The sequence below is a fragment of the Schlegelella aquatica genome, from assembly GCF_026013905.1.
Classification (GTDB): domain Bacteria; phylum Pseudomonadota; class Gammaproteobacteria; order Burkholderiales; family Burkholderiaceae_C; genus Caldimonas; species Caldimonas aquatica.
On the sequence record NZ_CP110257.1, the window covers coordinates 1,042,037 to 1,065,170 of the forward strand.

At 69.5% G+C, this 23,134-nt stretch carries 18 protein-coding genes and 1 tRNA gene; 7 read left to right on the top strand and 12 right to left on the bottom strand.

What is annotated here, in order from left to right:
• Positions 1-180: 180 nt before the first annotated feature.
• Positions 181-267: transfer RNA gene (locus OMP39_RS04715), tRNA-Leu, on the bottom strand.
• 179 nt (positions 268-446) lie between these two features.
• Between OMP39_RS04715 and cysM the strand changes: the two genes are divergently transcribed.
• Positions 447-1,352, top strand: a complete 906-nt coding sequence (cysM, locus tag OMP39_RS04720) for a cysteine synthase CysM (RefSeq protein WP_264893639.1) — start codon at positions 447-449, stop codon at positions 1,350-1,352.
• Here cysM and trmB read toward each other — a convergent pair.
• Positions 1,322-2,047, bottom strand: coding sequence for a tRNA (guanine(46)-N(7))-methyltransferase TrmB (gene trmB, locus OMP39_RS04725; RefSeq protein WP_264893640.1), 726 nt, complete (start codon positions 2,045-2,047; stop codon positions 1,322-1,324). The genes cysM and trmB overlap by 31 nt on opposite strands.
• A 25-nt stretch (positions 2,048-2,072) precedes the next feature.
• Here trmB and OMP39_RS04730 point away from each other — a divergent pair, with 25 nt between their 5' ends.
• Both OMP39_RS04730 and OMP39_RS04735 read left to right on the top strand, forming a co-directional pair.
• A complete protein-coding gene (locus OMP39_RS04730) occupies positions 2,073-2,612 on the top strand; it encodes an NUDIX hydrolase (protein WP_264893641.1) in 540 nt (179 codons plus the stop codon).
• An 88-nt stretch (positions 2,613-2,700) separates the two neighbouring features.
• On the top strand, positions 2,701-2,928 hold the full coding sequence (locus OMP39_RS04735) for a sulfurtransferase TusA family protein (RefSeq protein ID WP_264893642.1): 228 nt from the start codon (positions 2,701-2,703) through the stop codon (positions 2,926-2,928).
• Positions 2,929-3,005: 77 nt separating this feature from the next.
• Here the strand turns inward: OMP39_RS04735 and galU are convergent, their stop codons facing one another.
• The 3 genes from galU to OMP39_RS04750 all read right to left on the bottom strand — a co-directional run bounded on the left by galU (position 3,006) and on the right by OMP39_RS04750 (position 7,899).
• Entirely contained in the window at positions 3,006-3,875 is an 870-nt protein-coding gene (gene galU, locus OMP39_RS04740; RefSeq protein ID WP_264893643.1) for a UTP--glucose-1-phosphate uridylyltransferase GalU, read from the bottom strand.
• A gap of 41 nt (positions 3,876-3,916) precedes the next feature.
• Positions 3,917-6,742 carry a valine--tRNA ligase gene (locus OMP39_RS04745; protein ID WP_264893644.1) on the bottom strand — a complete coding sequence of 942 codons (2,826 nt, stop codon included), beginning with the start codon at positions 6,740-6,742 and terminating at the stop codon, positions 3,917-3,919.
• A gap of 179 nt (positions 6,743-6,921) precedes the next feature.
• Entirely contained in the window at positions 6,922-7,899 is a 978-nt protein-coding gene (locus OMP39_RS04750; protein ID WP_264893645.1) for a GMP reductase, read from the bottom strand.
• Between the two features lie 218 nt (positions 7,900-8,117).
• On the opposite strand from OMP39_RS04750, the gene OMP39_RS04755 reads away from it, so the two are divergent.
• Positions 8,118-10,457, top strand: coding sequence for a UvrD-helicase domain-containing protein (locus OMP39_RS04755; protein ID WP_264893646.1), 2,340 nt, complete (start codon positions 8,118-8,120; stop codon positions 10,455-10,457).
• A 91-nt stretch (positions 10,458-10,548) separates the two neighbouring features.
• Here the strand turns inward: OMP39_RS04755 and OMP39_RS04760 are convergent, their stop codons facing one another.
• Complete coding sequence (locus tag OMP39_RS04760) at positions 10,549-12,102, bottom strand: 3-hydroxyacyl-CoA dehydrogenase (RefSeq protein ID WP_264894442.1); 1,554 nt, start codon at positions 12,100-12,102, stop codon at positions 10,549-10,551.
• Between the two features lie 144 nt (positions 12,103-12,246).
• Between OMP39_RS04760 and OMP39_RS04765 the strand changes: the two genes are divergently transcribed.
• Positions 12,247-13,107: an IclR family transcriptional regulator gene (locus OMP39_RS04765; RefSeq protein WP_264893647.1), complete on the top strand. Its 861-nt coding sequence runs from the start codon at positions 12,247-12,249 to the stop codon at positions 13,105-13,107.
• A gap of 33 nt (positions 13,108-13,140) precedes the next feature.
• On the opposite strand, the gene OMP39_RS04770 is transcribed toward OMP39_RS04765, so the two are convergent.
• From OMP39_RS04770 to OMP39_RS04785, 4 genes are all read right to left on the bottom strand, one after another.
• A complete protein-coding gene (locus OMP39_RS04770; RefSeq protein WP_264893648.1) occupies positions 13,141-15,147 on the bottom strand; it encodes a PhoX family protein in 2,007 nt (668 codons plus the stop codon).
• Positions 15,148-15,270: 123 nt separating this feature from the next.
• Complete coding sequence (locus OMP39_RS04775) at positions 15,271-16,065, bottom strand: BPSS1780 family membrane protein (protein ID WP_264893649.1); 795 nt, start codon at positions 16,063-16,065, stop codon at positions 15,271-15,273.
• A gap of 10 nt (positions 16,066-16,075) precedes the next feature.
• On the bottom strand, positions 16,076-17,032 hold the full coding sequence (locus OMP39_RS04780; RefSeq protein WP_264893650.1) for a homoserine kinase: 957 nt from the start codon (positions 17,030-17,032) through the stop codon (positions 16,076-16,078).
• A gap of 29 nt (positions 17,033-17,061) precedes the next feature.
• On the bottom strand, positions 17,062-17,361 hold the full coding sequence (locus OMP39_RS04785; RefSeq protein WP_264893651.1) for a DUF2782 domain-containing protein: 300 nt from the start codon (positions 17,359-17,361) through the stop codon (positions 17,062-17,064).
• A gap of 65 nt (positions 17,362-17,426) precedes the next feature.
• Between OMP39_RS04785 and polA the strand changes: the two genes are divergently transcribed.
• A complete protein-coding gene (polA, locus tag OMP39_RS04790; protein ID WP_264893652.1) occupies positions 17,427-20,213 on the top strand; it encodes a DNA polymerase I in 2,787 nt (928 codons plus the stop codon).
• A gap of 148 nt (positions 20,214-20,361) precedes the next feature.
• Complete coding sequence (locus OMP39_RS04795) at positions 20,362-21,285, top strand: YihY/virulence factor BrkB family protein (protein ID WP_264893653.1); 924 nt, start codon at positions 20,362-20,364, stop codon at positions 21,283-21,285.
• Positions 21,286-21,344: 59 nt separating this feature from the next.
• Here the strand turns inward: OMP39_RS04795 and OMP39_RS04800 are convergent, their stop codons facing one another.
• Positions 21,345-21,674 carry a BON domain-containing protein gene (locus tag OMP39_RS04800; RefSeq protein ID WP_264893654.1) on the bottom strand — a complete coding sequence of 110 codons (330 nt, stop codon included), beginning with the start codon at positions 21,672-21,674 and terminating at the stop codon, positions 21,345-21,347.
• 73 nt (positions 21,675-21,747) lie between these two features.
• Complete coding sequence (locus OMP39_RS04805) at positions 21,748-23,001, bottom strand: glycosyltransferase family 4 protein (RefSeq protein WP_264893655.1); 1,254 nt, start codon at positions 22,999-23,001, stop codon at positions 21,748-21,750.
• Positions 23,002-23,134 lie beyond the last annotated feature (133 nt).

Here is a 23,134-nt window from a genome sequence, read left to right on the forward strand (position 1 = left end):
CGGGGGCCAGGAGCGGGGATGATAGCCGCCAGCCGTGTCGCGGGGGCAGCGAGCCGGTGGAGTGGGCGGGGGAGTGACCGGAGGTCGGTGACCTCTTGCGGGAAAGGGTGGCGGAAGGGATGCGGAAACATCCGCGTTGCCGTGAGTCACCGCGATCGCCGCAGCCGCCGCTGTGCCACTTGGTGCCCAGGGCCGGACTCGAACCGGCACGCCATCGCTGGCGAGGGATTTTGAGTCCCTTGCGTCTACCTATTTCGCCACCTGGGCCGCTGGTGGGATGAGCCCGCGATTATGTCATAGCGCGAGCGGAGGGGGGCTGGGGCGGCCGGGCCGCGCCACCCGCCCGAGCCCCCTCACGGGCGGCACGGAAACCCGCGGCGGCCGCGCGTTGCGGTGAGAGGCTGCGACAATGCACGCAGCGCATTCCTAAGAAACGTGTGTCGACCATGCCTCGCTACCAGACCATCGAAGACGTCATCGGCCGCACCCCGCTCGTGCGCTTGCAGCGCCTGCCGGGCGCCGAGAACGAGCGCCGCGGCAACGTGATCCTCGGCAAGCTGGAGGGCAACAACCCCGCGGGCTCGGTCAAGGACCGTCCTGCGATGAGCATGATCCGGCGCGCCGAGGAGCGCGGGCAGATCAAGCCGGGCGACACGCTCATCGAGGCCACCTCGGGCAACACGGGCATTGCGCTGGCGATGGCGGCCGCCATCCGCGGCTACCGGATGGTGCTGATCATGCCGGAGGACCTTTCCATCGAGCGGGCGCAGACGATGAAGGCGTTCGGCGCCGAGATCATCCTCACGCCCAAGGCCGGTGGCATGGAGTACGCGCGCGACCTGGCCGAGCAGATGCAACGTGACGGCAAGGGCTTGGTGCTCGACCAGTTCGCCAACGCCGACAACCCGCGCATCCACTACGAGACTACGGGCCCTGAGATCTGGCAGGACACCGAGGGACGGATCACGCATTTCGTGAGCGCCATGGGCACCACGGGCACCATCACCGGCGTGTCGCGCTACCTGAAGGAGAAGAACCCAGCGGTGCGCATCATCGGGGCTCAGCCGAGCGAGGGCTCGCGCATTCCCGGCATCCGCAAGTGGCCGCAGGAGTACCTGCCCAAGATCTACGACCCGAGCGCCGTCGACGAGCTCGTCTACGTGACGCAGGCCGACGCGGAGGACATGGCCCGGCGGTTGGCCCGCGAGGAGGGCCTGTTCGGCGGGATCTCGGCGGCTGGAGCGTGCTGGGTGGCCTTGCAGATCGCCAAGCAGGTCGAGAACGCGACGATCGTCTTCGTCGTGTGCGACCGCGGCGACCGCTATCTGTCCACCGGGGTGTTCCCCGCCTGACGCTCGGCGCCGGGCCGGGCCGGCGCACCGGGCAGCTGCGCCTGCAGGCGCCACAGCGTGTGCCCGGACAGCGCGTACTTCCGCTCGAAGGGCGAGATCGGCTCCGTCTCGGGCGCGGCCACGACGCCGAGCGTGGCTGCGTGGCCTGCGACCTGCAACGCGTGGGCGAACTCCTGCGCGTACACGGGCCAGTTGGTGCGCAGCTCCAGCCGCCCGCCCAGACGCAGCAGGTCGGCAAAGCGGGGGTGGCCGTGCCAGCGCCGGCCCAAGTGCTCCGCCTTCGGCCAGGGGTTGGGATAGAGCAGGTAGTGGCACGCCACGCACCAGCCGGCTTCGGCCATGAGGTGCCACAGGTCAGGGGCGTCGGTGCGCAGCAGGATGGCATTGCCGGGCAGGGCGGCGGCCAGCTTGCGCCGCCCGCGCGAGAGGCGCTCCTCGGATCGATCGATGCCGACCACCCAGGCCTCGGGGTGCCGCTGCGCCAGCCGTGCAGTGCTCTCGCCGGTGCCGCACGCGCTGTCCAGGATCCAAGGTCGCCCGTCAGCCCGCTCCACCAGGCGGGCGAAGGCCTCGCGCGCGTGAGCAGCCGGCGGGCGCCGGAAGGGGTGGGCGAGGTGGCGCCGTACCGTGCGTTCGAGTGCCGGGTGCGGGCCGCTCTGGTTGGAATGCACCGGGCGCGAGGCGGTAGGATGCACGGGACGGTCCGACGCGACAAGAGCTGTGACGTACGAGTACAGATTCTGCCCTGCCTGCGCCACACCGCTCGTGCGGGTCCATGACGGCGAGCGCGAACGCCTGCGCTGCGCGGCCTGCGGCTACACCCACTGGAACAACCCCACGCCCGTGCTGGCGGCCATCATCGAACTGGCCGATCGCGGCGGGCAACTGCTGCTCGCGCGCAACGCCGCCTGGTCGGGCCGGATGTTCGCGCTCATCACCGGCTTCATGGAGGCGGGCGAGTCGCCCGAGGACGGCATCCGCCGCGAGATCGCCGAGGAGACCTCGCTGCAGGTCAGCGAGCTGAGCCTGGTCGGTGTGAGCGACTTCCAGCGCATGAACCAGGTCATCATCACTTACCACGCCGTCGCGCACGGGCCGATCGTGCTCTCGCCGGAGCTGGCCGAGTACAAACTGTTCACGCCGCAGACCGTGCGCTGCTGGCGGGCCGGCACCGGCCTCATGCTGGCGCAATGGCTGCGCAGCCGCGGCCACGAGCCGCAGTTCATCGACTTGCCCCGGCCGGACGCGCCGGCGACCTGACGCGGGCCGGAACGGGGCTGGCCCCCCGTCCTTCGCGGGGCAGTGGCGGGCCTCCTACAATCTTCAGGGTTTGAGAGGACTGCCCACCATGGACGTGCACAAGGAACTCGACACCCGCGGCCTGAACTGCCCGCTGCCCATCCTCAAGGCCAAGAAGGCCCTGGCCGAGATGCAAAGCGGCGAGTTGCTGCGGGTGGTCGCCACCGACCCCGGCTCGCTGCGGGACTTCCAGGCGTTCGCCAAACAGACGGGCAACGAGCTCGTCGAGCAGCAGACGCTCGACAAGGAGTTCGTCCACGTGCTGCGGCGGCGCTGACGAATGAAGAAAGGGCGCCCGCCGGGCGTCCCCCCACGGGGGTCACGGCCCGGCGCCGGCCGGCCGAGCGCCGCGCCTCAGCAGATGTCCAGCCCGCGCAGGTACTCGCGGAAGCCCGGGCCCAACTGCGGGTGACCCAGCGCCAGCTCGACGGTGGCCTGCAAGAAACCCTCCTTGCTGCCGCAGTCGTAGCGCACGCCTTCGTAGCGGTAGGCGAACACCTTCTCGCGGCGCAACAGGCCGGCGATGCCGTCGGTGAGCTGGATCTCGCCTCCCACCCCGCGCGGCTGGCGGCGGATCTCGTCGAAGATGCCCGACGTGAGGATGTAGCGGCCCGCCACGCCCAGGCGCGAGGGCGCATTCTCGGGGCTGGGTTTCTCGACGATCTGCTGCACATCGACCAGGCGGTCGTTGACCGGCGTGCCGGCGACGATGCCGTAGCGGCGCGTCTGCTCTTCGGGCACTTCCTGCACGGCGATGATGGTCGCTTTCCAGTCGTTGAACTGCTCGACCATCTGCTTCATCACGGGGGGCTCGCCGACCATCAGGTCGTCGGCGAGCAGGACCGCGAACGGGTGCCCGTTGACCAGACGCTCCGCGCACAGCACCGCGTGGCCGAGGCCCAGCATCTTGGGTTGGCGCACGAACACGCACTCCATGTCGTCCGGCTTGATGGACTGGACGATCTTCAGCAGCTCGTGCTTGCCCGCGGCCTCGAGCTCGGTCTCGAGCTCGTAGGCCATGTCGAAGTGGTCTTCGATCGGCCGCTTGGTGCGGCCGGTGACGAAGATCATTTCCCGGATGCCGGCCGCGTAGGCTTCTTCCACCGCGTACTGGATCAGCGGCTTGTCCACCACCGGCAGCATCTCCTTGGGCTGCGCCTTGGTGGCGGGCAAGAACCGGGTGCCGAGGCCGGCCACGGGGAACACGGCTTTGGTGACGAGCATGTTTTCCTCCTGTTGGTCGACAGCCCGCCGCCAGGGGCGCCTTACCCCAGCCGGGCCATCTGCTCTCGCAAGCGAGCTAGGGTAGCCCCGAATTCTTGCAGACGCTGACGCTCCTGTTCCACGACGTTAGCGGGGGCTCGGGACACAAAACTTTCGTTACCGAGCTTCGCCTCGGCCTTCGCCACCTCGCCTTCGAGCCGCTTGATCTCCTTGGCAAGGCGTTCGCGCTCGGCAGCCACGTCGACCTCGACGTGCAAAGCCAGGCGCAGATCGCCCAGCACCGCCACCGGCGCCAGGCGCGTCGCCTCGCCGAAGGAGCGCTCGTCTGCGAACGGGCGCACCTCGCTCAGCTTGGCAAGGGCCTGGATGACCGGGGCGGCGTCGTGCAGCACATTGTCCTGCCCGAAAACGTAGAGCGGCACCCTCTGGGCAGGGGAGAGGTTCATTTCGCCGCGCAGGTTGCGGCAGGCGCCCACCAGGGCCTTCAGCCGCTCCATCCAGGCATCGGCGTTGGGGTCGACGCGGTCGAGCTGCGCCTTCGGGTAGGGCGCGTGGACGATGGATTCGTCCGAGTCGGCCCGCTTGCGCCCGGCCACCGGCGCCACCTTCTGCCACAGCTCCTCGGTGATGAAGGGCGTGACGGGGTGCAGCAGACGCAGCACCGTCTCCAGCACGCGGATGAGCGTGCGCCGCGTGGCGCGTTGCCGGGCCTCGTTGCCGTGGGCGATCTGAACCTTGGCGATCTCCAGATACCAGTCGCAGTACTGGTCCCAGACGAATTGGTAGATCGCGTTGGCGACGTTGTCGAGCCGGTACTCCGCAAAGCCCTGTTCGACCGCCGCCTCCACGCGCTGCAGTTCACCGGTGATCCAGCGGTCGGCCATCGAGAACTCGAGGTAGCCGCCCGCCGCGCAGGCATCGGCCCCATGCTCGGCCAGGCCACAGTCCTGGCCCTCGCAGTTCATCAGCACGAAGCGCGTGGCATTCCAGAGCTTGTTGCAGAAGTTGCGGTAGCCCTCGCAGCGCTTGCTGTCGAAGTTGATGTTGCGGCCCAGGCTGGCGAGCGCGGCGAAGGTGAAGCGCAACGCGTCGGCGCCGTAGCCGGGGATGCCCTCGGGGAACTCCTTCTTCGTCGCCTCGCGGATCTTGGGCGCCGTCTCGGGGCGGCGCAGGCCGGTGGTGCGCTTGTCGAGCAGGGGCTGGAGCGCGATGCCATCGATGAGGTCCACCGGGTCGAGCACGTTGCCCTCGGACTTGCTCATCTTCTTGCCGTGCGCATCGCGCACCAGGCCGTGGATGTAGACATCGCGGAAGGGCACCTTGCCGGTGAAGTGCACCGTCATCATGATCATCCGCGCGACCCAGAAGAAGATGATGTCGAAGCCGGTGACGAGCACGCTGGAGGGCAGGAAGAGCTGCAGCTCCTTCGTCTCGTTGGGCCAGCCCAGCGACGAGAAGGGCACGAGCGCCGAGGAGTACCAGGTGTCCAGCACGTCCTCGTCGCGGGCGAGCGGCCCCTCGTAGCCGGCGGCCTTCGCCTTGGCGCGGGCCTCCTCCTCGCTGCGCGCGACGAAGAGCTCGCCGCCCGTGCCGTACCAGGCCGGGATCTGATGGCCCCACCACAGCTGGCGCGAGATGCACCAGTCCTGGATGTTCTTCATCCACTGGTTGTAAGTGTTGACCCACTGCTCCGGCACGAAGCGCACGCGGCCGTCCTGCACCACCTCGATCGCCTTCTCGGCGATGGACTTGCCGTCCGGGCCCGGCTTGGTCACGGCGACGAACCACTGGTCGGTGAGCATGGGCTCGACGATCTGGCCCGTGCGCGCGCAGCGCGGCACCATCAAGCGGTGCTTCTTGACCTCGATCAGCAGCCCTTGCGCCTCGAGGTCGGCCACCACCTTCTTGCGCGCCTCGAAGCGGTCCAGCCCGCGATAGGGCTCGGGCACCGCGTCGTTGGTGCGGGCCTCGAGCGTGAAGATGTTGAGGACGGGCAGCCCGTGGCGCTGGCTCACGGCATAGTCGTTGAAGTCGTGCGCCGGGGTGACCTTGACGACGCCGGTGCCGAACTCGCGGTCCACGTAGGCGTCGGTGATGACCGGGATGCGGCGGCCGGTGAGCGGCAGCAGCACCTCCTTGCCGTGGAACGCCGTGTAGCGCTCGTCTTGCGGATGCACCATGACGGCGGTGTCGCCGAGCATGGTCTCGGGCCGGGTGGTGGCCACCACCAGCGAGCCCGAGCCGTCGGCGAGCGGGTAGCGGATGTGCCACAGAGAACCGTCCTCTTCCTCGCTTTCGACCTCCAGGTCCGAGACGGCGGACTTGAGCACCGGGTCCCAGTTCACCAGGCGCTTGCCGCGGTAGATGAGCCCCTGCTCATAGAGCTGCACGAAGGTCTCGGTCACGACCTTCGACAGCTTCTCGTCCATCGTGAAGTACTCGTGCTCCCACGAGACGGACGCGCCCATGCGCCGCATCTGCTGCGTGATGGTGGAGCCGGACTGCTCCTTCCACTCCCAGACCTTGGCGACGAAATTCTCGCGGCCCAGGTCGTGGCGGGACTGGCCCTTGGCCTGCAGTTGGCGCTCCACCACGATCTGCGTGGCGATGCCCGCGTGGTCGGTGCCCGGCACCCACAGCGTGTTGTGGCCGCGCATGCGGTGGTAGCGGGTCAGCGCGTCCATGATGGTCTGGTTGAACGCGTGGCCCATGTGCAGCGTGCCGGTGACGTTGGGTGGCGGCAGCTGGATGCAGAACGACGGGCGGCTCTCGTCCAGCGTGGGGGCGTACAGGCGCCGGCGCTCCCACTCGGGGCCCCATTTGGCCTCGATGGACTTGGGTTCGAAGGACTTGGCGAGTTCGGACATGCCGTGGACCTTGGAAACGAAGGCGGCACGGCCCGGAAGCCCTGCCCGCAGGCCGGCCGCCCAGGGCGGGACGACCGGCCCCGGGGCGCGCCCCGGAGGGTGCCGCCAAACTGGGAAAACCTGGATGAACGCCAGGATTCTAGGCGCGGGGAGGAGATCGCCCCCCGCGCGTGCCCGCCTCACATCAGCAGGTGCTCGGCCGCGTTGTTGCCGCCCAGGATGACGTAGTTGACCTTGCGGATGTCGGCCAGCACACGGCCGCCGGCGTAAGAGATGGAGCTTTGCAGGTCTTCCTGCATCTCGCGCAGGGTGTCCGCGAGCTTGCCCTTGACGGGCTCGAGGATGCGCTTGCCTTCGACGTGCTTGTACTCGCCCTTGTTGAAATCCGAGGCCGAGCCGTAGTACTCCTTGTAGAGCCTGCCGTCGACTTCCACCGTGCGGCCCGGCGACTCCTCGAGGCCGGCGAAGAGCGAGCCGATCATCACCATGGTCGCGCCGAAGCGCACGCTCTTGGCGATGTCGCCGTGCTCGCGGATGCCGCCGTCGGCGACGATGGGCTTGGTGGCCACGCGCGCGCACCACTTGAGCGCCGAGAGCTGCCAGCCGCCGGTGCCGAAGCCCGTCTTGAGCCGCGTGATGCAGACCTTGCCCGGGCCGACGCCGACCTTGGTGGCGTCGGCGCCCCAGTTCTCGAGGTCGATCACCGCCTCGGGCGTGCCGACGTTGCCCGCGATCACGAAGGACTGAGGCAGCTTCTGCTTGATGTGGGCGATCATGCGCTGCACGGTCTCGGCATGGCCGTGGGCGATGTCGATGGTGATGTAGTCGGCACCGAGGCCCTCGGCAGCGAGGCGGTCCACCACCTCGTAGTCGGCCTGTTTGACGCCCACGCTGATCGAGACGAACAGGCCGCGATCGCGCATGCGACGAGCGAACGCCAGGTTGTCGATCTCGAAGCGGTGCATGACGTAGAAGTACCCGTTGGAGGCCAGGTACTCGGCGATCGGCTCGTCGAGCACCGTCTTCATGTTGGCGGGCACGACGGGCAGCTTGAAGCGGCGGGGGCCGAATTCGACCGAGGTGTCGCATTCGCTGCGGCTTTGCACGCGGCACTTGCGCGGCAACAGCAGGATGTTGTCGTAGTCGAAGATTTCCATGGAGTTCGCTCCGGAGTCGAAGGCAGCGCGTTGAACGCAGTGCGCCGCCGAGGGCTGCGAGCGCTTGACTTGGGAGCCGGTGTTTCCGAAGGCCGCCGGCCGTGGGCGGTGGAAACAAAAAAACCGGACAGCCAAAATTTGGGCCCGGTGATTGATTCTACCCGGGAGCACGGCCTGCTGCACGCAGGGGCTTCGGGCGCGCCTCCTAGAATTCGCGGATGACCGCTTCCTCTGCCCTGCTTGCCCACCTGAACCACGAACAACTGGCGGCCGTGACGCTGCCTGCGGCGCACGCGCTCATCCTGGCGGGCGCCGGCTCGGGCAAGACGCGGGTGCTGACCACGCGCATCGCGTGGCTGATCCACACGGGGCAGGTCTCGCCGGCCGGCGTGATGGCGGTCACCTTCACCAACAAGGCGGCCAAGGAGATGCTCACGCGCCTCGGTGCGATGCTGCCCATCCCCGTGCGGGGCATGTGGATCGGCACTTTCCACGGGCTGTGCAACCGGTTCCTGCGCGCGCACTGGAAGCTCGCGGGCCTGCCGCAGAGCTTCCAGATCCTGGACGCGCAGGACCAGCTCTCGGCCGTCAAGCGCGTCATCAAGGCGATGAACCTCGACGAGGAGCGCTTCGTGCCGAAGCAGGTCGCGTGGTTCATCGCCGGCAGCAAGGAGGAGGGCCTGCGCCCGAAGGACGTGGACGTGCGCGACGAGCACGGCCGCAAGCTGGTGGAGATCTACCAGGCCTACGAGGACCAGTGCCAGCGCGAGGGCGTGGTGGACTTCGCCGAACTGCTGCTGCGCACCTACGAGTTGATGCGCGACAACGCGGCGCTGCGCGAGCACTACCAGCATCGCTTTCGCCACATCCTCGTGGACGAGTTCCAGGACACCAACCGGCTCCAGTACGCCTGGTTGAAGATGTTCACCGGGGCGCACAACAGCCTGTTCGCGGTGGGCGACGACGACCAGAGCATCTACGCCTTCCGCGGTGCGCAGGTCGGCAACATGGCGGACTTCGAGCGCGAGTTCCGCGTGCCGCACGTGATCAAGCTGGAGCGCAACTACCGCAGCTTCGGCAACATCCTCGATGCGGCCAATGCGCTCATCTCTCACAACACGCGGCGGCTGGGCAAGAACCTGCGCACCGAGGCAGGGCCCGGCGAGCCGGTGCGCGTCTACGAGGCCACCAGCGACTACGCCGAGGCCCAGTGGCTGCTGGAGGAAGCGCAGCAGCTGCACCGCGACGGCACGCCGCGCTCGGAGATCGCCGTGCTGTACCGCTCGAACGCGCAGTCGCGGGTGATCGAAAGCGCGCTCTTCAACGCCGGCATTCCCTACCGCGTGTATGGCGGCCTGCGCTTCTTCGAGCGCGCCGAGATCAAGCACGCGCTCGCCTACCTGCGGCTCATCGAGAACCCGAACGACGACACCTCCTACCTGCGCGTGGTGAACTTCCCGACGCGCGGCATCGGAGCGCGCACGCTCGAGCAGTTGCAAGACGCAGCGCGCGTCTCCGGGCGCAGCCTCTACCAGAGCGTGGGTGCGGTCACCGGCAAGGGCGGCGCGAACCTCGCCGCCTTCAACGCGCTCGTCGATGCCATGCGCGAGAACACGCGGGGCCTGACGCTGCGCGAGATCATCGAGCACGTGGTCGAGGCGTCGGGCCTGGCGGATCACTACCGCAACGAGAAGGAAGGCCGCGAGCGGCTGGAGAACCTGGACGAGCTGGTCAACGCGGCCGAGGCGTTCGTGACGCAGGAGGGCTTCGGCAAGGACGCGGTGGCGCTGCCGGTGGACGAACAGGGCGTGGTCGCCGGCCTGGTGCCGGGCGCGCTGGCCGCCGGCGATCCCCCCGCACCGGCGCCCGTGGAGGTGGCCCCCGATGCGGAGACGGGCGAGATCGTTTCGCCGCTGGCCGCCTTCCTGACGCATGCGGCGCTGGAGGCGGGCGACAACCAGGCGCAGGCCGGGCAGGACGCCATCCAGTTGATGACGGTGCATGCCGCCAAGGGCCTCGAGTTCGACTGCGTGTTCATCACCGGGCTGGAGGAGGGGCTCTTCCCGCACGAGAACTCGCTGTCCGACTACGACGGCCTGGAAGAGGAGCGCCGGTTGATGTACGTGGCGATCACCCGCGCGCGCAAGCGGCTGTACCTGAGCTTCAGCCAGACGCGGCTGCTGCACGGACAGACGCGCTACAACGTCAAGAGCCGCTTCCTGGACGAACTGCCCGAGGGGGCCCTGAAGTGGATCACCCCGCGGGTGCAAGGCTTCGGTTCGGGCTTCGCGCGCGACTACCAGGCGGCGTGGGCGAGCGGCTCGGGCCTGGGGTCCATCGTGGGGGCGGGGCGTCTGCCCGCGGCGAGCGCACCGGTGACGACCGCCGACGGGGTCGCGCTGCGTGTCGGGCAGTCGGTCTTCCACACCAAGTTCGGCGAGGGTGTGATCGTGACCCTCGAGGGCCAGGGCACCGATGCGCGTGCGCAGATCAACTTCGGCCGGCACGGCACGAAGTGGCTGGCCCTCTCGGTGGCCAAGCTCACCCCGGTGGACTGAGCGCGCCTTGCTCTCGCGGAGCCTCCTGCCTGCGCAGCGGCCATTGAAGACGGCCGCGCGCAGGGCAGGCCGGCTCAGAGCGGGTGCGCTCTCACGCCTCGTCGGTGAGCAGCGACAAGCCCAGTTGCGCACGACGGCGCAGCCACGGGCTGGGGCGGTAGCGCGGGTCGCCCGTCGACGCCTGGAGTTCCTCGAGCACTTGCAACACGGTGGCGGCGCCCAGCTGGTCTCCCCAGGCCAGGGGGCCGTGCGGGTAGCCGAGGCCGAGCGTGACGGCGCGGTCGATGTCGGCCGGCGCCGCGATGCGCTGCTGCGCGATCTCGCTCGCGATGTTCACGATGGTGGCGACCACGCGCGCTGCCACCAGTCCCGTGCTGTCACGGATGACCGACACGGGCGTGCCGTCGCTTGCGAGCAAGCCGTGGGCTTCGGCGCGTGCTGCGGGCGACGTCGCCGGGCTCGTGGCGACAACCCGCCGGCGCCGGGTGTCGAACAGCACGTCCAGTCCGACGGTGCGAGCCGGGTCGAGTCCTTGCCGCACGCAGCAGGTGGTCACATCCAGACCCAGCGGCGTGACGATGCACAGGCTGTCGCCGGCGGGGCGATCGCCTTCGTCGAGGGTGGCGCCCAGCGCCCGCAACAAGGCCACCGCCCGTTCGTGCCCGGCGGGCCACGCCTGGCTGACCCACACGCGCGCGGGGCGAGCCGCGGGCGCTGCCGGCTCGTCGAACGATTCCTGCTTGCCGTCGGCGTAGCGGTAGAACCCGCGGCCCGCCTTGCGGCCGACGAGGCCGGCGGCGAGCATCTGGCGCGTGAGCGGCTGCGGGCGGAAGCGCGGCTCTTCGTAGTACTGGTGATAGATGGACTCCATCACCGGATGCGAGACGTCGAGCGCGGTGAGGTCCAGCAACTCGAAGGGGCCGAGCTTGAAGCCGGCGGTGTCGCGCAGGATGCGGTCGATCTGGTGGAACTCGGCCACGCCCTCGGCCAGCAGGCGCAAAGCCTCGGTGCCGTAGCCGCGCCCGGCGTGGTTGACGATGAAGCCCGGGGTGTCCTTCGCCCGCACGGCGGTGTGGCCGCAGCGCCGGCCCAAGGCGAGCAGGAACTCGGTCACCGCGGGATCGGTCAGCAGACCGTCCACCGCCTCGACGATCTTCATCAAGGGCACGGGGTTGAAGAAGTGGAACCCCGCGACGCGCTGCGGCCTTTGAAGGCCGGCGGCGATGGCCGTGACCGACAGCGAAGAGGTGTTGGTGGCGAGCACGCAGTCGGGGCGCACGAGGCTTTCCAGTTCCCGGAAGAGCGCGCGCTTGGCGTCGAGGTTCTCGACGATGGCCTCGACCACGACGTCGCAGTCCTTCAGGTCGGCCAGGGCCTGCACCGCGCTCAGGCGGGCACGGGCCGCCTGGGCGGCCTCCTGCGTGAGCTTGCCTTTGGCGGCAAGCGCCTCGAGGGTCTGCCCGAGGCGCTCGACGGCCTGGGCCGCGGCGCCATCGCGGGCGTCGTGCAGCAGCACGTCCACCCCGGCGAGCGCGGCGATCTGTGCGATACCGCTGCCCATGACGCCGGAGCCGACGACGGCGAGGCGCAAGGCCCCCCCCGCGCGCGCCGGGAGCGACGACAAGTCGGAAGATTGGTTCTGCATGGTGGAATATTGCATGGGGACGGAACGTGCGCGATCATCCGCGGCTGCGAGAGTGTCGTCAATGGATGAACGCGCGCGGCAGGCCGCGCCAAGAGTGAACACCCGTTCTGCGGTGCGGTATTCGGACAGGACCTCGATTCGACCATGCCCGATTCGCTAGATTCAGGGTCCCGCGCGTCAGGCCGGCGCCGGCGCCGCGACACGGCCACGGGCCTGGCGGGCGCGGCTGTGCCCGCGCCGGACGAGGACCGTCATTTCGTCACGGCGCTGGCCCGCGGGCTGGATGTCCTCAGCTGCTTTCGCTCGCGCGACAAGCTGCTGGGCAACCAGGAGCTGGCGCGCCGTTGCGGTCTGCCCAAGTCCACGGTCTCCCGGCTGACCTACACGCTCACCCGGCTCGGTTACCTCGACTACGACGAGGAGACCGGGCGCTACCGCTTGGGCACCGCGACGCTGGCTCTGGGCAGCACCATGCTGGCGCGCATGGACGTGCGTGAGCAGGCGCGCCCCTTGATGCAGGAGCTGGCGAACTACTCGCAGGGGATGGTCTCGCTCGGCACGCGAGACCGCCTGAGCATGATCTACGTGGAGAACTGCCGCAGCCCCTCGGCCCTCACCTTGAGCCTGGACGTGGGTTCGCGCATTCCGCTGGCCACGACCGCGATGGGTCGTGCCTACCTGGCCTTGTGCCCGCCGGCCGAGCGGCGGGAACTGCTCGAGCGGCTGCGCGAACAGGACGCGGCCCATTGGCCGCGGGTGCGCGACGGCATCGAGGCGGCCCTCGCACAGCACCGCGAGCTGGGGGTGTGCTGCTCCTTCGGCGACTGGCAGCGGGACGTGAACGCGATCGCGATCGCATTCCATGCCGGCCGCGACGGCCGGCTCATGGCGATCAACTGCGGCGGCCCGGCCTTCCTGCTGGACAAGGACTTCCTGCTCAGCGAGGTGCGCCCGCGGCTCATCGCCCTTGGCGCGCGGCTCGAGCGAGGCGCGCGCGAGGGGTAGGCGCCCCGGCCGTGCCGGGGCGCGGCCGGACTCTCAGGTGCCGACGACCCCGCCGTCTTCCTTCCAGATCACGACGGTGGCCGACCGGGGCCGCACGCCGGCATCGGGCCATTGGCAGAAGGCGAGGGGATCGGCCTTCGGATCCACCGAGGGCTTGCGGGGGTGGTTGCCGTACTCGCCCGGGTGCTGGATGTTCACGAACATGTACTTCTGGTCCGGCGTCCAGGTGATGCCGGTGACTTCGCAGCCGGAGGGGCCGACGAGGAAGCGCCGGATCTCCTTGGTCGTCGGGTCGGCCACCAGCATCTGGTTGTTACCCATGCCGGCGAAGTTGCCGGTGTTGGAGAAGTTGCCGTCCGTCTGGATCCACAGACGCCCCTGGGCGTCGAAGGCCAGGCCGTCCGGGCTGTTGAACAGGTTGTCCGCGTTCACGTTGTCCGAGCCCGCGTTCAGCGTCCCGGTGTGCGCGGAGACCGTGGGGTTGCCGGCCAGCACGAACAGGTCCCACTCGAAGGTCGTCGCCGCGGCGTCACCGCCCGTTTCCCGCCAGCGCAGGATCTGCCCGTAGACGTTGTTGGTGCGGGGGTTGGCTTCGTCGGCGGTGGCGCGGCCGCTGTTGTTGGTCATCGTGATGTAGACCTCCCCGGTCTTCGGATGCACGGTGACCCACTCCGGACGATCCATCTTGGTCGCGCCCACCGCATCGGCGGCGAGGCGGGTGTGGACCAGCAGCTCGCCCATGTCGGCGAAGAGGTCGCCGAGCGTGCCGCCGCCCACCTTCGGCGTGTCGAGGGCGAGCGCCACCCATTCGCCGGTGCCCATCATGTCGCCGCTGGTCGCGCCGGCGCCGAAGCGGGCGACGTACAGCGTTCCGCTGTCCAGCAGGTTGCGGTTGGCGGCGTCGTTGCCGGCGCTGTACGTGCCGGCCGAGACGAACTTGTAGACGTAGTCGTTGGCCTGATCGTCGCCCATGTAGACGACGACGCGGTTGTTCGCCGACAGCGTCATCGCGCAGTTCTCGTGCTTGAAGCGGCCCAGCGCGGTGCGCTTCTTGGGCAGCGAGGTCGGGTCGAACGGGTCGATCTCGACGATCCACCCGAACCGGTTGGGCTCGTTGCGCTCTTGCGAGTAGTCGAAGCGTGCATCGAAGGCCTCCCAGCGGTAGTTCGAGGCGCCCGCGGGCAGGCCGTACCGGCTTTCGTTGGGATTGCGGGCGACACCGGCGACGTTGCCGAAGTAGCCGTTGAAGTTCTCCTCGCAGGTGAGGTAGGTGCCCCACAGCGTGTAGCCGTTGCCGCAGTTGTTGAGCGTGCCGAGCACGATCTCGCCATTGGGGTCGGCCGAGGTCTGGACGAGGGCGTGCCCGCGCACGGGCCCGGTGATCTGCATCGGGGTGGTGGCGTGGATGCGGCGGTTGTACGGCGAGTCCAGCACGACTCGCCACTGGCCGTTCTGGAGCTTGACGTGGACCACGGAGACGCCGTGCGCGTACTGCCCCTTGCGCACCTGCTCCAGCGACCACCCGCTGCCGCCGGGCGTGACGTCGGCCGGGTAGAAGTACTCGTCGTTCAGGTACTCGTGGTTCATCACGAGCAGCCCTTCGGTGCTGTTGCCTTCGGTGAGCGGGAAGAAGTGCATCCCGTCGTGGTTGTCGCCGATCTGCAGGGCCTGCGCGGCGGCCGAGTGGGTGACGTCGGCCTTCCACTCGGGGCTGGAGGGGAAGATCGGGTCGCCCCAGCGGCAGAACACTGCGTGCCTGTAACCCGTCGGCACGACGACCGCATCGCCGGTGCTCGCCGCCACCGCGGTGAAGCCGAGCATGAGCGGCTCGGCCCGGTCACCGGAATCGGCACCGGAGCCGCCGTGGCCGCCGTCCCCGCCCCCGCATGCCGCGAGGCTGCCGCCGAGGAAAGTGACGGCACCCATCGCGAGGCCGGCCTTGAGGAAGCCGCGGCGCGAGCGCACGGCGTCCACGATGTCGTTGAGGTGCGGGTTCTTCGAGAGGTTGGAGGGGATGTCGTCGGAGTCGTAGGCGCTCATCGCGGTTCCTGCGCTGTGGGGTGGGAGGGACCGCACCGAACGGCCGGTGCGGCTTGCCCGCGATGATGGACAGGGGATATGACGAGTTCGTGAACGGCCGGTGCGCCTTCGGAAGCGCGGCCGCTACTCGCGATTGTCCGCCGCGACGGACGCCGGCTCGAAGCAGTCGACGAAGGTGAAGTACAGCGAGACGTAGAACACCGTCGAGAACATGAGCGCGGCCGGGAAAGCCGCGAGCGAGACGAGCTGCGGTGCCGACAGCAGCGAGAAGAACAGCGTCGCCACCACGCCGAAGAGCCCCACGATCACCGACCAGGTGAGGGCATAGACCAGGAAGGCCCACTTGTTGCGCCAGCAGGCGACGGCGCTGAAGAAGACCGCCTTGGCCGGTGTCGCGCCGCCCCAGTGGATGAGCGCCGGCGCGTGCCAGAACAGCAGGCTCAGTGGCACCGTCAGCACGAGCCTGAGCATCAGGCCGGACTGCACGCGCGGGTCGTCCATCATCTCGCGGGTGGCTTCAGCGCGTGCCATGGACTCTTGCAGGGCCGAGACGCTGCCGCCGTCCAGCCAGTCGGCGAGCGACATGACGGCCAGCGACGCAAGGGCATAGGCCACCCCCAGGATCAGCAGCGAGCGCGTGTGCTCGCGCCCGTGCCGGAAGGGGGCGATGAAGACCCCCGGCAGCGGAAACCGCCCGAGCAGCGACTCGCGGGTGGCGATCATGAAGCCCAGCGTGACGACGGGCAGCATGGCCAGCATCGCCAGGCCGCCGACCCACGGCAGCGTGACCACCACGAACGCCGCGAACATGAACAGGAAGAACAGTGCGGTGAAGGCCAAGGGCTGGCGGAAGAACACCCGGAAACCCTGGCGCACCCACAAGGCCCCCCGCGAGGCGCCGACCAGTCGCAGCTTCATCGCGGCCTCTTCAACGGCTGTAGTGCCAGGGCTCGGCCACCCGGTGGCGCAGGATGCGCTCGAAGTGGCCCGGGTCATGGGCCTTCAGCATCTGCGCGTCGCGCGGCAGGTGCAAGTCCCACAGGCGCGACAGCCAGAAGCGGAAGGCCCCCGCGCGCAGCAGTGCCGGCATCAGCCTGGACTCGTCGTGCGTGATCTCGCGTTCGCGGTCGTACGCGGCCATGAAGGCCTGTGCGCGGTCCTCGTCGAGACGGCCCGAGTCGAGGTCCACGCACCAGTCGTTCAAGCACACGGCGATGTCGAAGAGCCAGGTGTCGACGCCCGCGAAATAGAAGTCGAAGAATCCGGTCAGCCGGTCGCCCTCGAACATGACGTTGTCACGGAAGAGGTCGGCGTGGATGGGCCCGCGCGGCAGTGCCGCGTAGGCCGGCGAGGCCGCCAGCTGCTTCTGGAACTCGAGCTCCGACTCGATCAAGTCCGCTTGGGCGGGGGTGAGGTAAGGCTTGACGACCGGCACCGTGTCGATCCACCAGGCCAGCCCCCGCAGGTTGGGCTGGTGCCGCTCGTAGCTGCGGCCGGCGAGGTGCATGCGCGCCAGCATCCCGCCCACCTGCTCGCAATGCCGGGTCGAGGGGGCGAGCTGATTGGCGCCGCGCAGCCTGTCGACCACGGCCGCGGGCTTGCCGGCCAGCGCGTGCAGGATCTCGCCTCGCTCGTCGGCCTGCGGCTCGGGCACGGGGATGCCGTGCTGCGCCAGGTGCTTCATCAGGTGCAGGTAGAACGGGAGCTGCTCGAACCCCAGCCGCTCGAACAGCGTGAGCACGAACTCGCCCCGTTCGGTGGTGGCGAAGTAGTTCGTGTTCTCGATACCGGAGACGATGCCCTTCAGGTCGAGCAGGGCGCCGAGGCCGAGACGGCGGACCAGGGCGGCGGCGTCGTCGAAAGCTACGGGCGTGAAGACGGCCATGGATGGGGAAGCGGCGGGACGAGGCGGGATCAGAAGTTGATGACGTTCCAGACGCGCCGCCCGGCACTGCCGCGCTGGGCGTCCTGGCTCATGTCGCGGTGCCCTTCGGCCGGCACCACCTCGTAGGTGGGGGCGCCCTTCTTGGGGTGCACGACGAGCCGCTGGTTCTGTCCGCGCACGCGAAGCTCCTCGATGCGCACGCCCTCGCCCTCGATGTGCGTCTGCTGCACGGCGGGCTCCGGCACCGCCGGGGCGGGCGAGGCACCCGCCACCTGGGCGCGCGCCGCGGCGGCGATGACGAGGAGGGCAAGAGGGGCGAGGCGGATCATGTGCCGCATTGTAGGTGGCGACCGGCGCCGCGGCCGTGGTGCGCCGCCTGCTGGAAAATGGGACCATGAGCGACAACCTCCTGCTGCTGGTCGACGGCTCCAGCTACCTCTACCGTGCCTTTCACGCCCTGCCGGACCTGCGCAGCCCGGACGGCCGGCCCACCGGTGCGATCTACGGGATGGTCGGTATGTTGCGCAAGCTGCGCACGCAGTTTCCGGCCCGGTACGCGGCGTGCGTGTTCGATGCGAAGGGCGAGACATTTCGCAACCAGTGGTATGCGGATTACAAGGCCCATCGTCCGCCCATGCCGCCGGCCCTGGCCGAGCAGATCGCCCCGATCCATGAAGTGGTGCGCCTGCTGGGCTGGCCCGTGCTGGAGGTGCCGGGCGTGGAGGCCGATGACGTGATCGGCACGCTGGCGCGCCTGGTGCGCGAGCAAGGCGGCCGCGTGATCGTCTCCACCGGCGACAAGGACCTGGCGCAGCTGGTGAGCGAGCAGGTCATGCTCATCAACACGATGAGCAACGAGTCGCTCGATGTCGAAGGCGTGAAGGCCAAGTTCGGCGTGCCGCCCGAACTCATCGTCGACTACCTCACCCTGGTGGGCGATGCGGTGGACAACATCCCCGGCGTCGACAAGGTGGGGCCCAAGACGGCGGCCAAGTGGATCCAGGAATACGGCTCACTGGAGGGCGTGATCGCCGCGGCCGACAAGATCAAGGGCGTGGCGGGCGAGAACCTGCGGCGCGCGCTGGATTGGCTGCCCCAGGGGCGCCGCCTGGTGACGGTGGCGTGCGATTGCGACCTGTCCGGGCACATTCCGGGCTGGCCCTCGCTGGAGGCCCTGGCGCTGCAGGACGTGGACAAGCCCGGCCTGCTCGCCTTCTACGAACGGCACGGTTTCAAGACCTGGCGCAGGGAACTGGAGCAGGAGCTGGCCCAGAAGGCGGGTGAGGGAGCGGGGGAGGGGGCGCTGCGCGGCGTGCCGCCGGGCGCAAGCGCCGACCTGTTCGGCGTGGCGGCGGCCACGCCGGCGGCGCCCAGCGAGCGGCGCTACGACACGGTGCTGGACTTCGACACGCTGGAGCGCTGGATCGCACGGCTGAAGGCGGCGCCGATCGCCGCGCTGGACACCGAGACGGACTCGCTCGATGCCATGCGGGCGCGGCTCGTCGGCATTTCGTTCAGTGTCGAGCCGGGCGAGGCCGCCTATGTGCCGCTCGCGCACGGCTACGCGGGGGCTCCGGCTCAGCTGCCGCTGGACGAGGTGTTGCAGCGGCTGCGGCCTTGGCTGGAGGACGAGCGCTATCCCAAGCTCGGCCAGCACGTGAAGTACGACCTGCACGTGTTCGCCAACCACGGCATCCGGGTGAAGGGCTACGTGCACGACACGATGCTGCAGAGCTACGTGCTCGAGGCGCATCGCCCGCACAACCTCGACAGCCTCGCGCAGCGCCACCTGGACCGGCGCGGCATCACCTACGAGGACGTGTGCGGCAAGGGTGCGGCGCAGATTCCGTTCGCGCAGGTGGACGTCGCCAAGGCGGCCCATTACTCCTGCGAGGACAGCGAGATGGCGCTCGAACTGCACCGCAAGCTGTGGCCCCGGATCGAGGCCGAGGCCGGGCTGCGCTTCGTGTACGAGCGCATCGAGATGCCGGTGTCGGCGCTGCTGCAGCGCATCGAGCGGCATGGCGTGCTGATCGACGCCGAGCGCCTGCAGCGCCAGAGCCAGGAGCTGGGGCAACGCATCCTGGCGCTCGAAGCCGAGGCGCATGAGCTGGCCGGCCAGCCGTTCAACCTCGGCAGCCCCAAGCAGATCTGCGAGGTGCTTTTCACCAAGCTGCAACTGCCGGTGCTCAAGAAGACGCCGAGCGGCACGCCGTCCACCGACGAGGAGGTGCTGGAGAAGCTGGCGCAGGACTATCCCCTGCCGGCCAAGATCCTCGAGCACCGCGGGCTGTCCAAGCTGAAGGGCACTTACACCGACAAACTGCCCCAGATGATCAACCCGGCGACCGGTCGTGTGCACACCACGTATGCGCAGGCGGTGGCGGTGACGGGTCGCTTGTCCAGCAACGAACCCAATCTGCAGAACATCCCGATCCGCACGCCCGAAGGGCGGCGCATCCGCGAGGCGTTCGTCGCGCCGCCGGGGCATTTCATGGTCTCGGCCGACTACTCGCAGATCGAGCTGCGCATCATGGCGCACATCTCGGGTGACGCGAACCTGATGCGCGCCTTCACCGAGGGGCTGGACGTGCACCGGGCGACGGCCGCCGAGATCTTCAACGTGTTGCCGCAGCAGGTCACCAGCGAGCAGCGCCGCTACGCCAAGGTGATCAACTTCGGCCTCATCTACGGCATGAGCGCCTTCGGCTTGGCGAGCAATCTCGGCATCGAGCAGAAGGCCGCGCGCGACTACATCGATCGCTATTTCCAGCGCTATCCGGACGTCAAACGCTACATGGACGAGACGCGCGCACAAGCCAAGGAGCGCGGGTATGTGGAGACCGTCTTCGGCCGGCGGCTGTGGTTGCCGGAGATCAACAGCCCCAACGGGCCGAGGCGCAGCGCCGCGGAGCGCGCGGCGATCAACGCGCCCATGCAGGGAACGGCGGCCGACCTGATCAAGCTGTCGATGATCGCGGTGCAGGAGGCGCTCGACGCCCAGGGCATGGCCACGCGCATGGTGATGCAGGTGCACGACGAACTCGTGTTCGAGGTGCCGCAAGCGGAGCTGGAGTGGGTGCGCCGCGAGGTGCCGCGCATCATGGCGGGTGTGGCGACGCTCAAGGTGCCGCTTGTGGCCGAAGTGGGCGTCGGCGCCAACTGGGACGAGGCGCACTAGAGCCGTCCTCGGCCGAGGCGCGGCCGCCCTCCTGGCACGCCTGGTGCCCGGGGTGGGTGGTGGCGCCCCGGCCGTGGCGGGTGGCCGCGCGGGAGACCGGGCGGCCTGCGGGCAGTGGCGCGGCGGCGCCGAGCCGGAGTGGGCGTGGATGAAGGTCTGGACGCAGCGCATCGAGCGATGGAAGCTCCGCGGTTGGGAGTGGTTGCCGGCGCCGGCGCGCCGGCCGCTGCGCGTGGGTTGGCGGGCCGTGCGACTGTGGCTGGACGAAGGCGGCCCCCAGTTGGGTGCATCGATCGCGTTCTACTCGGTGTTCGCTCTGGCGCCGCTGCTGGTCGTCGCGATCACGGTCGCGGGCGCGGTCTTCGGGCCGGAAGCGGCCCGCGGCCAGATCGTGGGCCAGATCCAGGACCTGGTCGGCCCGATGGGCGCCCGGGCGATCGAGATGATGATCGCATCGTCCTGGCAAGGGCCGCGGCGCGGGTTGGCCGGCGTGCTCGGTCTCGTCACGCTGCTGCTCGGTGCGAGCGGCGTCTTCATCGCGATGAACAAGGCGCTCAACCGCATGGGCCGGGTGCCGCCCCATGCCTCGGCGCTCGGCGGGTTCGTCAAGGCGCGCATGACGGCGTTCGCCCTGGTGCTCGGCTTCGGCTTTCTGGCCATCGTCTCGTTGCTGGCCAGTGCAGTCCTGGCAGCCTTAGGCGCCTACCTCGAAGGGCGCTTCCCGGCGCTGGCCGTCACGATCACGGTGCTCGACCTCGTCGTCTCCAGTGCGGTGCTGTCGGTCGGTTTCGCGTCCTTGCTGCGGTGGTTGCCGGACGAGCCGCCTCGCTGGCGCGCGGTGTGGGCCGGGGCCATCACGACGGCCGTCCTCTTCGCGGTGGGCAAGCACGTGATCGGCCTGTATCTCGGGCGCGCGAGCGTCGCCTCGAGCTACGGCGCGGCCGGCTCCGTGGTGGTGGTGATGCTGTGGGTGTACTACTCCTCGCAGATCCTGCTGCTCGGAGCGGCCCTGGCCTGGGTGCTGGACGGGCGCGTGTTCCACCGCACGCCGCCCGCACCGCCGGCCGGGTGAGCGCGCAAGGGGACGCCGCGGCGCGGCGAGCAGCCGCGCGAGCGGCGCACCGCGGGGCGTCACTGCGTCGGCGGACGCACGATGATGTCGTTGCGCACGCTGCGCACGCCGGACACGGAGCGCGCCAGTTCGCCAGCGCGGGTCCGCTCGGCCTCGCTGCGTGCGAAGCCGGAGAGCTGGACCACGCCGTTGAGCGTTTCGACCTGGATGCGCATGGCGCTCACCGTCTCGTCCTGCGCGAAGCGGGTCTTCACGCGCGCCGAGATGGTCTTGTCGTCGATGTAGTCACCGACGGAGCTCTGGCCGCTGGTGACGGCGCAGCCGGCGAGGGAGCCGAGGGTCGCGAGTGCCAGGAAAGTGGCGTGCAGCAGGCGTTTCGTCTTCTTCATGTGATCTCCTTGAAGTGCACGAGGTGCGCCCACGCTGCCGCAAGCGGCGTGCCCGGCGCAGGACGAGCCGCGTTCAGGCAGCCGCCGGTTTGCCGCCCGCGCGAGCACTGCCGCCGCGTCGGCTCCTCTCCATGGGTGCCGCCTCCTCGGCCTCGGCCGGCGTCGCCCCCGCCCTTGCGGCGGGTGCGACGGCCCGCAGCGGCGTCGGCGTCGGCGTCGCGCGGTGCGCGAGGCGGGTGAGCAGATCGGCGGTCTGAGCGATGGTGCGCGACAGGCAGAAGTGCTCGACGGCGCGCGCGCGGGCTCGCTGGCCCATGAGGCGCATGGCCTCGGGCTGCGCCAGCAGCTTCGCGATCTGCGCGCCCACGCCGTCGAAATCCCCTGGCGAGACGAGCGCACCGGTGAGTCCGTGCTGCACCATGTCCGGCACCCCGCCCACACGGGTGGCGACGATGGGAAGGCCGCAGGCCATGGCCTCCATCAATGCCAGCGGCATGGCCTCGCTGTGCGATGTGGAGACGACGAGGTCCAGCTCGCTGAAGACGGCGGGCATGTCGTGCTGCAAACCCGCCAAGTGGGCGTAGTCGCCCATCCCGAACTGCTCGATGAAGTGGGCGCACTGGCCCATCATCGGTCCGTCGCCGACGAGGACGAAGTGCGCATGCGGCTGCGCGCGGTGGGCCACCAGCGCCGCCCGCAGGAAGCTTTCCGGGCCTTTCTCCCAGGAGAGCCGGCCGACGAAGCCGACCAACGGTGCGTCCTCGGGGATGCCGAAACGCCGCCGCAGGGGGCCGTCGCGCACGCGGCGCGGCGTGAACACCTCGGTGTCGGCCCCGTTGGGGATGAAGTGCAGGCGCTCGGCGTCCACGCCCAGCACGAGGGCCTGGAGGTGGGCTGGACGGCACACCACGCACAGCTGCGTGCCGGCGAGGCGGTGCGCTTCCAGGTCGCCGATGGTCAGCTCGCGCCCGTGCACGGTGGCGAGCACCGGGGTGTCGGTCAACCGGCCGACCAACGCCCCCATCAGATGGGCGTTGGTCAGATGGCAGTGGATGAGGTCGATGTGCCGCGTGCGCACCAGGCTGGCCGCAAAGACGATCGACGACCAGCAGGGCTCGTCGGGGATCGGCGTGACGAGCACCTCGACGCCGAGTTGCCGCAAGGCCTCGCTGTGGCGGCTCTCCCAGGGGCACAGCACCGCCACTTCGAACCGCTCGCGCGGCAGCCGCTCCAGAAGGCGTTGCACGTAGGTTTCCATGCCGCCGACGATCGCGTTGCCGACGATCTGCAGCAGCTTCACGCGGGGGGAGTCGCAGCCTGCGCTCATGCGTCACCACCCTCGCGGCTCAACAACAGAGGGGCCTCCAGCGGCCGCCCTGACCCCACAGTGCATACGGGGCCGACGTGCCGCCGTCCTCCGGTGCACGGTGAGCCGCACGCCTGGGGGCGTGCACCGACGC